Origin of the sequence: Providencia sp. PROV109 (assembly GCF_033681625.1) — a bacterium.
Lineage (GTDB): Bacteria > Pseudomonadota > Gammaproteobacteria > Enterobacterales > Enterobacteriaceae > Providencia > Providencia hangzhouensis.
In genome coordinates this window covers 362,872-376,206 of sequence record NZ_CP096320.1, presented here as the reverse complement: position 1 = coordinate 376,206, position 13,335 = coordinate 362,872, and the positions used below count along the sequence as shown (strand labels likewise).

12 protein-coding genes are annotated in these 13,335 nt (G+C 38.8%); 8 read left to right on the top strand and 4 right to left on the bottom strand.

The features are described 5' to 3' along the window. Positions 1-326: 326 nt before the first annotated feature. The gene (gntR, locus tag M1F25_RS01690) at positions 327-1,322 is read right to left on the bottom strand and encodes a gluconate operon transcriptional repressor GntR (RefSeq protein ID WP_181489135.1); all 996 of its coding nucleotides are present in this window, start codon (positions 1,320-1,322) and stop codon (positions 327-329) included. Positions 1,323-1,522: 200 nt separating this feature from the next. On the opposite strand from gntR, the gene M1F25_RS01685 reads away from it, so the two are divergent. The 8 genes from M1F25_RS01685 to M1F25_RS01650 all read left to right on the top strand — a co-directional run bounded on the left by M1F25_RS01685 (position 1,523) and on the right by M1F25_RS01650 (position 10,000). Beyond that, complete coding sequence (locus tag M1F25_RS01685) at positions 1,523-2,560, top strand: ABC transporter substrate-binding protein (RefSeq protein ID WP_004261244.1); 1,038 nt, start codon at positions 1,523-1,525, stop codon at positions 2,558-2,560. Continuing rightward, positions 2,557-3,573, top strand: a complete 1,017-nt coding sequence (locus M1F25_RS01680; protein WP_181489133.1) for a FecCD family ABC transporter permease — start codon at positions 2,557-2,559, stop codon at positions 3,571-3,573. Before M1F25_RS01685 ends, M1F25_RS01680 begins: the two co-directional genes overlap by 4 nt. Beyond that, entirely contained in the window at positions 3,570-4,337 is a 768-nt protein-coding gene (locus M1F25_RS01675; protein ID WP_181489131.1) for an ABC transporter ATP-binding protein, read from the top strand. The genes M1F25_RS01680 and M1F25_RS01675 overlap by 4 nt, the downstream gene beginning before the upstream one ends. Before the next feature lie 11 nt (positions 4,338-4,348). After that, a complete protein-coding gene (locus tag M1F25_RS01670; protein ID WP_181489129.1) occupies positions 4,349-5,167 on the top strand; it encodes a class I SAM-dependent methyltransferase in 819 nt (272 codons plus the stop codon). After that, the gene (modD, locus tag M1F25_RS01665) at positions 5,164-6,009 is read left to right on the top strand and encodes a ModD protein (protein WP_004261256.1); all 846 of its coding nucleotides are present in this window, start codon (positions 5,164-5,166) and stop codon (positions 6,007-6,009) included. Before M1F25_RS01670 ends, modD begins: the two co-directional genes overlap by 4 nt. 132 nt (positions 6,010-6,141) lie before the next feature. Continuing rightward, entirely contained in the window at positions 6,142-8,139 is a 1,998-nt protein-coding gene (locus M1F25_RS01660; protein WP_172766772.1) for a TonB-dependent receptor plug domain-containing protein, read from the top strand. Positions 8,140-8,587: 448 nt separating this feature from the next. After that, positions 8,588-9,523 (top strand): winged helix-turn-helix domain-containing protein, encoded by a 936-nt coding sequence (locus M1F25_RS01655; protein ID WP_181489127.1) that lies wholly within the window; start codon positions 8,588-8,590, stop codon positions 9,521-9,523. Continuing rightward, entirely contained in the window at positions 9,524-10,000 is a 477-nt protein-coding gene (locus M1F25_RS01650; RefSeq protein WP_094962853.1) for a FidL-like protein, read from the top strand. Positions 10,001-10,116: 116 nt separating this feature from the next. Here the strand turns inward: M1F25_RS01650 and M1F25_RS01645 are convergent, their stop codons facing one another. From M1F25_RS01645 to M1F25_RS01635, 3 genes are all read right to left on the bottom strand, one after another. Next, on the bottom strand, positions 10,117-11,190 hold the full coding sequence (locus M1F25_RS01645) for an isoaspartyl peptidase/L-asparaginase family protein (RefSeq protein WP_094962854.1): 1,074 nt from the start codon (positions 11,188-11,190) through the stop codon (positions 10,117-10,119). Between the two features lie 85 nt (positions 11,191-11,275). Further along, positions 11,276-12,034: a molecular chaperone gene (locus M1F25_RS01640; protein WP_112307375.1), complete on the bottom strand. Its 759-nt coding sequence runs from the start codon at positions 12,032-12,034 to the stop codon at positions 11,276-11,278. A 44-nt stretch (positions 12,035-12,078) separates the two neighbouring features. After that, the gene (locus M1F25_RS01635; protein WP_094962855.1) at positions 12,079-13,320 is read right to left on the bottom strand and encodes a hypothetical protein; all 1,242 of its coding nucleotides are present in this window, start codon (positions 13,318-13,320) and stop codon (positions 12,079-12,081) included. Positions 13,321-13,335: the final 15 nt, after the last annotated feature.

Genomic DNA, 13,335 nt, shown 5'->3' with positions numbered 1-13,335 from the left:
CCGGTAACAAGTTACGGGTAACATTATCATCAGTGCGGATTTATTTGGCAATCAAATTGGTGAAGAAGAAAACAGATCTGTGATGATACTCTCAAACTGACTTCAGAAGAGGCAGGTAAAGAACAAAGCAAAACTCGCAATCAATATAGAAACAAAAAACAAAAAGTATATTTAAACTTTATTACTCCCCTTAAAGCATTCCTCTAAATAGTTCGTGTTGTCGCTAGGCGCCAAGCGAGTCAAGCCCTAGGAGCATACATAAGTATGTGACTAGGGTTGGCGAGTACAGGCAACAACGCGACAGCGCGAAGTATGACGAGGAATAATTAGATACTTTCGCCAGTAAGGACACAAAACCCCACATCAAAATGCGTATCCGTTAGCTTCTTACCCGACATTCTTGCCAACAAGACTTCTGCCGCCTTACGCCCCATTTGGTCTCTTGGCGTCAAAATACTCGCCAGTTTTGGCGTCATCACTTGCCCTACGTCGTGGCCATGAAAACCTGAAATAGCAAGGTCTTGTGGAATTTGAATCCCTAAACGTTGGCATTCAAAAATAGCCCCTATCGCTAAGTCATCATTGGTACAGAATAAGCCGTCGGTATCTGGGTATTTAGCACGGCAGTCGTGCAGTAGTTGGGCGCCTAGCGAATACGATGAGCTAGCCTGCGTCATCACATTACGTGGTTCAAGATTAGCATCGAGCATTGCCTGCTCATAACCCTTTAAACGAATAAAAGTACGTTCATCATGTCTTGCGCCTAAGTACACAACCTTACGGCAGCCACGCTCAATCATCGCCCGAGTCATTTGGCGAGACGCTTCAAAGTTATCAATACCAACTGCAATATCTAGGCAAGGAGAAACGCTATCCATAATCTCAACAACGGGGATCCCCGCGGTTTTCAACATGCGCAGCGTTCGTTCAGTGTGTGTCCGTTCGGCTAAAATCACACCATCAATATTATAAGAAAGTAGTGAAGTCAGCCGCTCTTCTTCTTTTTCGGGCAAATAACTATAGTGAGCGAGCATGGTTTGGTAGCCATGGCGGTCTGTCACGGCTTCAATTCCACGAATCACTTCGGCAAAAACTTGGTTAGTTAATGAAGGAAGCAACACCCCAATAGCATGGCTAGTTGAATTCGATAAAATATCGGGCGCCTTATTTGGAATATACCCGGAAGCCTCCACAGCTTGGGCAATTTTCTCGCGCAAAGCTTCTGAAACCTGATCTGGGTTTCGTAGAAAACGACTCACCGTCATTTTTGTGACGCCAACTTGGTCGGCAACATCCTGTAGAGAAGGTCTTTTTTTCTTCATAAGTTCAAAGCGATATCCAATTCGTTAACGATAACCATGTTCTGCTATCTGTTAATGGATAGCAATCTTTGTTACTGATTTACATCACATAAATGTCGAATTTTCCGAACAATGCGATTTTTATAGTTGACTCTCTATCATGACTCCGCTAATTTTCGCGCTATATAATTATTATTATAACGAATAGATGAAATTAGACTATGGCGATCAATCGTAGGCAGTTCCTTAAATCAAGTGCAGTACTTGCTGCTTTTTACAGTTTGCCGAGCTTCGCACAAACTCGTCCAGCCGTTGAAAAAGCTTTATTTGGTCATCTTCCGACGCCAAAGGATATTCAACGCGTCATCAGCTCTGGCCCCCCTTCTGATCTATTGATGTTCGCATTAGCCCCCGAAAAAATGGTGGGATTTTCCTCAATTTCACTGAAAAAAGGACACAGTGGCCTTTTTGCAGCGCAATGGCTCGAATTACCCGTATATGGTCGTTTAGCAGGTCGAGGCAGTACGCTTTCCTTAGAACAGCTTCTATCCTATAACCCAGATTTAATTATTGATACTGGTAATATTAATGATACCTATCTTTCACAAGCAGAAAAGGTTGCCCAACAAACCCATGTACCTTATTTATTAATGGCTGGAGGGTTAAAAGATGCGCCACAACAGCTTATGCAACTCGGTGAGGTTTTAGGCGTTATCCCACAGGCTCAAAAGTTAGGCCAACTTGCTCAACGCTATATTGATGATGCTGCCTTATTTGCTCATCAAAACCAACAGAAATCACTAAGTTTTTACCTCGCGAGAGGGGCAAAAGGTTTAGAAACCGGCGCTAAAGGCTCAATTCATACTGAAGCCATTGAAATGCTTGGTTTGCGTAATGTAGTTGATATCCCTAACTTCCATGGACTGACAACGGTTTCTATGGAGCAATTATATCAATGGAACCCTGACATCATTATAACGCAATATGACGAAGCCATTGAATTGATCACAAACTCTGCATTATGGAAAGGGCTAGATGCCATTACTAACAACCAGTTACTGGTTTTCAGCGGTATGCCATTTGGCTGGTTAGATGGGCCTCCGGGGGTTAACCGCTTACTCGGCATGAGACGGCTACAGAGCCATTTCGATAAGAGTATTGCCGAAAATATCAAGCATGATATTGCTGAATTTTTTACCCATTTTTACCATTCTCCACTGACTTTAGAGCAGGTTGATTGGCTCATGGAAAAATCATGAATGGTGTATTGAAACAAGGCGGAAAATCCCTTTTATTAATCGCTGTTTTATTAATAAGCTTTATTATCGCCTTAATAAGTGGTAAGTACTCACTTACACTAAATGAGCTTTACCACCTGCTCATTAGTCAGTTACCTTCTCACAGCGAGTTGAGTAATCCGCGGCATGAAACCGTGTTCTGGCAAATACGATTCCCGCGCACATTAGCCGCTATTGTTATTGGTGGAGGACTGGCTATTGCAGGTGCTGCTTATCAGGGAATGTTCCGCAATCCATTGGTTTCACCAGATATTTTAGGGGTTTCAGCGGGTGCTGGCATGGGGGCTGTTATCGGTATTTTTTTTGGGCAATCATTATTTTACATTCAGCTAAGTGCATTTATTGGTGGCCTAATTACCGTTACTTTAGTGTGCTTTATTGCCCGACTAGCGCGTCAACATGACCCCATTTTATCTTTGGTTCTTGTCGGTGTCGCTATCAGTGCGTTATGTGGTTCAGCAATTTCATTGATGAAAATTCTTGCAGACCCTTACACCCAGTTGCCTTCCATCACGTTTTGGCTATTAGGTGGGTTATCATCAATTACCCAAGCAGATTTAATGTCAGTATTACCTCTGATGGTTATCGGTATTATTCCACTATTATTATTGCGCTGGCGCATGAATTTACTCAGCTTATCTGATGAAGAAGCTAAAAGCCTTGGGATCAATGTCAGTTTAACTCGAGCTACCTTCATTATTTGTGCCACACTGCTCACGGCAAGCGCTGTTTCTATTGCTGGAATTATTGGTTGGATAGGCTTGATTGTGCCACATATTACCCGAATGATAGTGGGTGCTAACTTTCGCTATCAGCTCCCTGCATCACTGGCAATTGGAGCTATTTTATTACTCATTACTGATACCTTAGCACGTACTATCGCCGCGATTGAATTACCCATAGGCATTTTAACCTCTGCAATCGGTGCGCCCTTCTTTTTAGCTATTTTATTGCAGACAAGGCGGGTGAGATGAGCATTGTATCTTTGCAAGAGGTCGCAATTGGTTATCATGGCACAGCTATCATTGATGGCATTAATCTTTCATTACCTAAGGGGGAGATTAGCTGCTTATTAGGTGCAAATGGCTGCGGTAAAACCACCTTAATGAAAACTTTACTGGGGTTATTACCTGCAATTAAAGGCGAGATCCTACTCAATGGGCAAGGAATTCAAACTTTTAAACCACGCGAAATAGCCAAAACTGTCGCCTATGTTCCCCAAGCCCATGATACCCCCTTTACTTTCACTGTAGTCGATATGGTCATGATGGGCTTAACTCCCCATATTTCATTATTTTCAGTCCCTAAAGAGACCGAAAAAAATTTAGCATATCAACAACTAAAGCACCTTGGCATTTCACATTTGGCAACACGGCTATACAGCACGCTTAGTGGCGGAGAAAAACAGTTAGTATTGATAGCAAGGGCTTTAATACAAAAACCATTACTTCTAATTATGGATGAGCCTGCCGCTAGCCTTGATTTTGGTAACCAAATTCGCTTGCTTGAGCAAATTGAAAAGCTTAAATCCCATGGTATGACGATATTGATGTCAACCCATCACCCACAGCATGCCGCAGCCATCGCTGACAATGTCATTTTGCTCGATAAACAGCAAAAAGCCAGACAAGGGTTATCAAAATGTATGTTAACACTTACTAACTTGGCAGCACTTTATAATGTGGATAAACACAGCATTCAATCTCACTTTCAGCTTCCATCAACATTTTCTAGTTAAGGTCAGGGATCATGTTAATTAATCAAATCGATTTTGCAAAAATGTATCAGAAACATATGCAACAAGCCCAACGAAGCCGCAAAGAGCCAGAGCATTGGGATAAAAAAGCACAACAAATGGCGCAAACTTGCGCTAATCCCCATGACCCATACTTAGTGCGCTTTCGTGAATTAATGGATTTGGCAGGCGCTGAAACTTTGCTTGATGTGGGCTGTGGCCCAGGTTCCGTTAGCCTTTGCCTTGCTAATGAATTCAAGGAAACTATAGGTATTGATTATAGCCGCGGCATGCTCGAAATGGCTGAACTGCGGGCGAAAGAATTAAATATTCCCAATGCGCACTTTGAACAACTGGCATGGGAAGATGACTGGAGTTCATTACCCAAAGTCGATATTTCAGTGGCGTCACGCTCAACACTCGTTGATGATTTAAAAGCAGCCTTACTGAAGCTTAATCGCCAAACAAAATTGCGGGTATACACGACCCATACCATCAACCCAACATTTATTGATGAAAAAATAATTCGCAAAATAGGCCGCGAAGTGGTTCGTTTACCCACCTATATTTATGCAGTGAATATATTGCATCAAATGGGCATCAATGCGCGCGTTGATTTTATTAAAAGTCCAAATAAAGGTGGATTTGATAGCTTTGACACTTTCGCTGACAGTGTCAATTGGTCCCTTAAAAATATTACACCAGGAGAAACCGCTATCTTACGTCAGTATTATGATGAACAAGCGGCACTAGGCAAAACAATCCCTTATCCATCCAGAGATTGGGCAATGGTCTCTTGGGATGTGGTCGATGAATCGGAACTGACATTATGATTTACGTGCCTGATACATTAATCGACCAACTACTGCTAGATGATATCCAGTACGGCGACCTTACCACCCGTGCGCTCGGCTTGCAGGCTCAAATGGGGATGATGACCTTTGCATCCAAATTTGGGGGCTGCATCAGTGGGGTCACCATCGCCAGACGTATGTTAGAGAAACTTGGGATCACTTGTGATTGTCACTTTCAAGATGGCCAACAAGTTGCCCCACAAAGCGTTTTAATTCGCGCCACTGGGCCGATTGAAGCCTTGCATCAGGGCTGGAAAGCGGTACAAAACGTACTGGAATGGTGTGGAGGTGTCAGCCACTACACCCAGCAAATGGTAAATATTTTGCATCAATATCAACCTGATGGGCAACTTGCGTGCACGCGAAAAACCATTCCTCATACTAAGCCCCTTGCCTTAACTGCGATTTTGGCTGGGGGCGCTATTATTCACCGAGCAGGTAGTGCAGAAAGTATTTTACTGTTCACCAATCATCGCCAATGCCTTGAAAATCCAAATGATTGGGTGAGTCATATTAAAACACTACGCCAAGCCGCCCCTGAAAAAATGATTATTGTTGAGGCGGATGACTATGAACAAGCCATTCTCGCCATCAATGCGCAAGCCGATATTATTCAGCTAGATAAATTGCCCATTGAACAAATTCAGCGGCTACAAGAACTCACCAAGCAACAAAGTCGGCCTTGTCGACTGTCCATTGCAGGTGGAATTAATTTAAAAACAATCGAAGCATTCGCACAAACAGGGGTGCCATTATTGGTTACATCAGCCCCTTACTACGCAGCGCCGCGAGATATTAAAGTACATATTTTTAAGCAGTAACCTAAGTAGTTAGCGTCAAAAAAATCATTTGTAAAAACAGCCTACCTCGTAGGCTGCATTCGCTTGTGGCTAATGACGCATATCGTTATATAAAAAATAACATATCGTTATTCATAAAACTGGAAAGACATAATGAAAATAAAACAAATTACCTATTTGGTTGGGATGGCTTTATTCGCAGCACAGGGACACGCCGCGTCTGACCCTAAAGCAGAAAAAAATACTGATGTGATGTCTGTTTGGAGTACACCATTAGCAGCGGATGCAAATGTCATCACGCAAGAGCAAATGACACAATTGAATAAAACCAACGTTGCACAAGCACTGAGTACAATGCCAGGTGTATCCATTCAAAAATCAGGTAATCGCAACGAAACCCAAGTGAATGTACGTGGATTTGATAGCCGCCAAGTACCTATCTTTTTTGATGGCATCCCAACTTATGTCCCTTATGATGGCACCCTTGACCTAGGGCGCTTTATGACGAGCGAACTCGCAAGCGTTGAGCTATCAACCGGATATACTTCACTATTACAAGGTCCAAACTTGATGGGGGGAGCGATTAACCTAACCACCGCTACCCCTAAAAAACCTTTTGAGGCCAATATCAGCTTAAACCAAGGTTTCGCTCGTGGCGCAGATAATGCCCACAATATTAGTGCACGCTTAGGTGGCCGCAATGACTTAGGTTTTATTCAAGTCAGTGGTAGCCAATATAAGCAGCGTTTTATGGGGATCCCGAGTTCAGAAAATGATAACCCATTGGCGGGAAATAATGGACGCCGTCCTAACTCTGCAACAGACGATAAACGTATGATGGTGAAAGTGGGCTGGACACCCCGTGAAACTGACGAGTATGTGGTTACCTATCTAAAGCAAGATGGTGATAAAAACAGCCCGCCGAGTGTAACAAACACCAAACCTCAAATTTGGCAATGGCCAGCTTATGATAAAGAAAGTATTTATTTCAATGGAACAACCCAAATAACCAATGATATCGCGTTACAGAGCCGTCTGTACCACGACACATTTAAGAATACACTCCATCAATATAGGTCTGTTAAAGACTATAAAGACGGTATCTATAACTACAGCCGCTATGATGACTACAGTAATGGGGCTGACATGCGTGTTGACTTCACCGTGCGTGAATTAGATATGCTGTCATTTGCCGCACACTGGAAAGAAGACGTTCACCGCGCACGTGCAAAGAGAGATGTCCCATTCGACCGCTATAAAGATAATACCTATTCTATTGCTACAGAATATCAATGGGTTGCGATGAATAATCTCGATATTATCGCTGGTATTGGCTACGATTGGCGCAAAAGTGCCGACGGCAAACGTTATGATTACAAATCAGGAGATTTTGAAAAATATGATGGTAATAGCCAACATGCATTCAACTGGGAAATGATGGCTCGTTACCATTTAGAAAATGAAGATACCGTACAGTTCTCGGTATCAGAAAGAAGCCGTTTCCCAACACAAAAAGAACGCTATACCAAAGAAAAAATGAAAAGTGATGATACCTTTATCATTAACCCTCATATTGATACAGAACGAGCCCTAACTTACGATTTGACCTATAAAGGTCATATCTCCCCAGTTTGGTCATATACATCAAGTATTTATTACAACCATGTCTCTGATGCGATTATGGCCCATCGTGTTGGTACTAATAAAAATGGGGGATACGTGCTTGAAAACCGCAATAGTGGCAAAGTTGACTACTTTGGGATTGATTTAGGGACTAACGGACAAATCACTGATTGGATGGAAGCTGGTTTAAGCTACGGATATATTCACGCTGATCCTAAGCACTACAGTGTAAAACACGTTGCCGAATTACCTACCCACAAAGCCTTTGCTTGGGTGAAATTCACGCCATACGATCCATTTAGCATTACCATTACCGAAGAAGCAAGAAGTTGGGCATTTAATTATGTTGATGCAGAAAGCAAAGTACGTGGCTATGCTAAAACTGACCTGCGCTTAGATTATGATTTTGGCCAAGGTATTTCTGTTAACACCTCAGTGAACAACTTATTTGATAAATCCTATGAATACACTAATGGTTATATTGAAGAAGGCCGTAACTATTGGTTAGGTATTGAATATAAATATTAATCCTTAATATATTAGGCGAAGATTAATTTCTTCGCCTAATAAAGTGTAAACTTTACAAAATTAACTTCTGTCTCTCATAAAATAACAAAGGCATTAATTTAAGTGCAAATACCTAGGATTATTCCCACAAAAGAACATCCATAGGTAAGAATGGATTTATTTGGATTAATATATTTTTTTAACAACAAATATGTAGGCAATATGAATTAAATAACCTAAAAATTATTTTAATACAGTGTTTAAACCCAACCAAAGTATCAATTCAATAAATTTGCTAATTAATTACAAAAAAGCTCATCGCATAAAACTTGCAGTAAATTGAATCCCTATTTAAACTATAACAACAAGAAGTTAAATAATAATATTTATTCAGCCTATTTATTAAAATTGGCTGTTATTACTTTTAGATTTTCTATTCGTTATTTTAATTAGAGAGCAGACGGCATCTATGAACGAGTCACATGACTACACTATTGACGAAAAATATATTTTCGAAAAAAACACAAGCTTAATATACTCAAAAGATGATAAAAATCAATTTATTGAATTATCTAAACCTGCTGCTAGATTATTCGATGAGATTATCTCATTAAATTTAAAAAAAGGACTCGCAACACGAGATGAACTTTTAACGAATGTATGGGAAGAATATGGCCTTGTCGGTTCTAATAATAATTTAAATACTTACATTAGTGAAATAAGAAAAAAATTAGAGCAGGTCGGTATTGATCCTAAGTGTATTGTTACAGTACCCAAAAAAGGATTTCGTCTTGATAGTCATATCGTTATACACGTAAAATCTGACGAACAAAATAATGAAGTTAATCCCCTTCATATAAGTAAGCATGGCTATATCGAAAATTCAGAGTTATCTCAAAAACTCCCTGATAACACAGTATCAGAAAACTTATCACTTGATGAAAATACCAATAACTCGGAATTATTAACTGGAGAAGACGATAGTAGCAATATCAATACGACACTCGCGATTAAAAATAAAAACAAAAAAACATTAAACAAAAAAACTTTAAAAATATTGCTATTAGCTATTTCAACAATAGCGATATGCTATTTAATTAATTTATTTTTTTGGTATTATATGGCTAAGGAAAATCCAACGAGTGACTACCTGTCAGTCAGTTCACGTGAAAAATGTATCATACAAGCACCGGTTAATATGCTAGCTAAAGTTTCTAGCTATAATATCAATCTAATACATAGCAAGCTGGATAAATATAATATTCGATGTGATGAACCCAAAAGAATCATTCTTTTGTCAGACTTAAATCAAGCTTATTCCATTGATAAAAATATATCTCTCAGCATTTGTAGCAGCATTAACATTAAACATGATTGCATATCGATTAATGATCAGAGAATTTGAATGAAAAAATATATTGCCGTATCGTTATTTTTAATCGCAACCGCATCAACCGCATCCTTTGTTATCAATAAAAATAATCACAATGTTCAAATCTGCCATTCTGAAATATTATGGATTAAAGATAATAATACACAGAATGGGTTGAGCTTGAAATCAAAGATTAATTTACAAATTTCAACAAAAAATTATGGTCGCATGAATATGTATGGCTACTTAAAAGATGATAAAAAAATCTACCGGCTTAATAGAGCAATTTATTTTAATTACTTAGCGATTGACCACAATGGTAACTATGTTGTTACCTTTAAATCTTCATCAGTAACCAATTCAGATAATATACCTGAGAAGCTATTTTCTAATTTCATTCAATTAGAAAAAGATAAAATCAAGTACTATATTAATATAACTAAAATGAGTGATAATCTTTATATTATCAAAGATGAATCTTCTTCTGCTTTTACATGCCAACTCCAATAAAAAAAAAGCCTACCAACAATTACGCTTAAGTAGGCAAAACCGTCAACATGGGAAACTAGTAATTTCAAATTCGATTCTTAAAAATAAAAAACAATTAAAATTAAATAGATAACATATTAAAAACCAAACATTGCAACTTGTGAAACACCATCTTGATCAATCATCCCGCGAAACATACCTTTAGTATTAAATTGCATAACAAAATTGCCCTTATTATCTACTGCAATAATACCTCCAGTGCCTCCCATATCTTTCACTGAATTCAAAGTATTCATTGTGGCTTCAGCTAATGGCGTATTGCCGTATTTCATTTGAGCAACAACATCATAAGCAGCAACACCTCGGATAAAGACCTCACCTAAACCAGTTGTAGAAATTGCAACTGTATTGTTATCCGCATATGTTCCGGCTCCAATAATGGGTGAATCACCAATTCGGCCATAATGTTTATTAGTACTGCCACCTGTAGAGGTTGCTGCGGCAACATTTCCGCGGCTATCAACGGCAACAGCACCCACAGTGCCATACTTATAATCAAACATTAGCGGGTCTATAAATAGCGAGGCGTTAATTCCCTTTTCTTGATCGAGTTTCCGGCTGATCTCTTTCACTTTCTTTAATTGTTCGCTGCGTTTTTCAGTAATAAAATAGGATTCATCAACAATATCTAACCCTTCTGATTTCGCAAATTGTTCAGCTCCGGTTCCTCCCATCATCACATAAGGGGTTTTAGTCATCACTTTATAGGCGGCCATGATAGGGTTTTTTACATTCGATACACCCGCTACGGCGCCAGCTTTGAGATCGCGACCATCCATGATAGAAGCATCTAATTCCACTTTATTATTTGTAGTTAAAGAAGCCCCTTTACCTGCGTTATATAGCGGAGAGTCTTCCATTACGATCACAGCCGCTTGAACGGCATCTATACTATCGCCACCTTGAGCTAAAATGGAATATCCTGCCTGTAATGCTTCCTTTAATTTCTCTTCATGCTCTTTTTGTAATTCAAGAGTGAGTAAACGTTCTGTAATATCCCCTGCTCCGCCATGGATGACAAGACGAAAGTTAGTATCGGATTTTGAAAAGGCTAGAGATGAGAAAAAAAACAAAAAATAAAGAATAAAAAATAAAAAGGTAGATAGTTTTTCTTTCTCGTAATCCTTCAGTTTATATATTATATCTTGCATTTGGATCTCTCAGTAATACATAGGATTACATTATTAAACAAATCAAGTTACTCCTAGCCCTAAATACTATAACATTACCTGTAAATTACAGTGTGGATGTATTTTTAGGCAATTCTAATACTAATTCATCCAACACACTCCATGTAATCGTATTTACATCACGGATTTTGCTATCTGAAATGAATATTTGCTCTGATAGTGGCTTAATTGGCTTAAATAATTCTTTGTAATCAACGGATACTCCATTAACAGCCAAACTTTCAAAGGACATATAAATTGGTGAATTATTTTTAACTATAATATTATTTCCTTCTCGCCTAAAGGAAATCTTTTTTTGCTCATTTTCTATGGTTAAATTAGCAAATTGCTTAGGCCTATAATAAACTTTAAAGTGAAGGACTTGAATAGTATTTACATCAATACTACTATTATTTTCTCGCATGTTTTTGTCTAATGGAGGGATAGCTCTATATTTTACAATATAAACCGTTTCCCTATCTTTCGCTAATTTATCACTATCACCAATAAACATAACTCGCCAAGTATAAGAGTTGCCAGCTTCCAGCTTATGAAGTGGAGGAGTGACCATAAAAGGAATATTTATATTATTTTCTTTTATATCAAGACCACTACCTTCATCTAATAATTCAACAGATGATTGCATTAAATAAGGTGTTTTATCTGTATCATTCAAAATTCTAAATGACACACTTTTCTCACCTTCAATAAATGTTGTTCTTTGGTAGGGAAAAACTAATGTTCTATTCTCCCCCCAAGATACGCTTATAAAACCAAAAAATAAAGATAAAAATAATGGAACTAACCCTAGTGAACGGAAAAACATTTTATCACCCAATTTTTCTTAATAAAATAATTCCACTGATATTGCTAAACTTTAGTATATATAGATACTTCAACACGTGCTCTATACTTTCCTATCTCTGTATTCGGATTTAAGCAAATAGCCCACTTAATATTTAGATCTTGAACTACATTAGAAACAGAGTTTAACCCTAATAAGGTTTCTTCTTGGTTAGCAAAATTCAATAAGCCCGCTTTTCCTTCGTCCTTACAAGTTAAGCTTCCGCTACTACCAGCTGCATATGGTAATGCTAACAGATATGGCGTATTAGAGGTTATGTTTCCACCAGTTCGGTCGAACCATAACTTATGTTGGTTAGCTGAATCCACAGTTCCTTCACGAGCGATCGCAGAAATGTAAATTGGCTTATTATCTGCTGTACATTTATATTTAAAACTGGATTGTCTGAAAAACTCAGTTTCTCTACCAGCAATAATAGTAAAATTGTCTTGGCTAACATCAGAAATACTACAAACCCTTACAACGTTCAAGCTAGTTGAAATTTGTAATGTACTAACACCATCTTGATCATTATCTTGACCATAAGAGCCAACATATAATGGAATTCCACTATATGAGTAACGGCCAGGTTGTATAGGCACAGGTGCATACATTTGCATTGGACCTGCTATATATACACTAACATTCCTTTTTGAATTATAACCACCAGGAGCTCTTGTCCCATCCGGTGGTGTGTAACAAAGCTTCCACTGACGGTTGCCTTTAGTACTTCTATCCACCAAATTAGGTACATCTTCGAATACTACACCACTATAGCTTTCTTTAACGAATCCTGATGAACCTATATTGTTATTTCCTGAAAGTTTTACAGAAAAACCTAAACTAGGAACAATATAGGCATAAGCGCCGCTAGCATGAGTAAGTTTTATTCCAACTTTATTGACTCCAGGAACTTTCTGCAGGGCTGCAGTTGCATTCGGCCCCCCTTCCACAATAGGCTCATCAACACAAGATGTACTGCGAGGTGAAATAGAAAAAATCGCAAAATCCGGTGATGTCCACGCTTGAGTTTTGGACCCATAAATATAGTTATAGGTTGTAGAAGTTCGACCAGACAGCCTACCTTCGACTAAGTAGGGATCCGTTGCTGCCTTCGGGTGCTCTAAGTCAATAATACCTTCTAATGTTAATGTCATTGTACCGCCGTTCTGAGCTGCTATCATCGATTTCATTGGAAAGAATGAAATCAGTGATATCAACAATATTAACGGTGAATTAATTGACTTATTTTTAATAAAAAATTTCATAGCCCCTCTTAAAAT

Coding starts and splice junctions, on each gene's coding strand:
- M1F25_RS01675 (WP_181489131.1), top strand. CDS start 3,570: ATGAGCATTGTATCTTTGCAAGAGGTCGCAATTGGTTATCATGGCACA.
- M1F25_RS01685 (WP_004261244.1), top strand. CDS start 1,523: ATGGCGATCAATCGTAGGCAGTTCCTTAAATCAAGTGCAGTACTTGCT.
- M1F25_RS01655 (WP_181489127.1), top strand. CDS start 8,588: ATGAACGAGTCACATGACTACACTATTGACGAAAAATATATTTTCGAA.
- modD (WP_004261256.1), top strand. CDS start 5,164: ATGATTTACGTGCCTGATACATTAATCGACCAACTACTGCTAGATGAT.
- M1F25_RS01660 (WP_172766772.1), top strand. CDS start 6,142: ATGAAAATAAAACAAATTACCTATTTGGTTGGGATGGCTTTATTCGCA.
- M1F25_RS01640 (WP_112307375.1), bottom strand. CDS start 12,034: ATGTTTTTCCGTTCACTAGGGTTAGTTCCATTATTTTTATCTTTATTT.
- M1F25_RS01645 (WP_094962854.1), bottom strand. CDS start 11,190: ATGCAAGATATAATATATAAACTGAAGGATTACGAGAAAGAAAAACTA.
- M1F25_RS01635 (WP_094962855.1), bottom strand. CDS start 13,320: ATGAAATTTTTTATTAAAAATAAGTCAATTAATTCACCGTTAATATTG.
- M1F25_RS01670 (WP_181489129.1), top strand. CDS start 4,349: ATGTTAATTAATCAAATCGATTTTGCAAAAATGTATCAGAAACATATG.
- M1F25_RS01680 (WP_181489133.1), top strand. CDS start 2,557: ATGAATGGTGTATTGAAACAAGGCGGAAAATCCCTTTTATTAATCGCT.
- M1F25_RS01650 (WP_094962853.1), top strand. CDS start 9,524: ATGAAAAAATATATTGCCGTATCGTTATTTTTAATCGCAACCGCATCA.
- gntR (WP_181489135.1), bottom strand. CDS start 1,322: ATGAAGAAAAAAAGACCTTCTCTACAGGATGTTGCCGACCAAGTTGGC.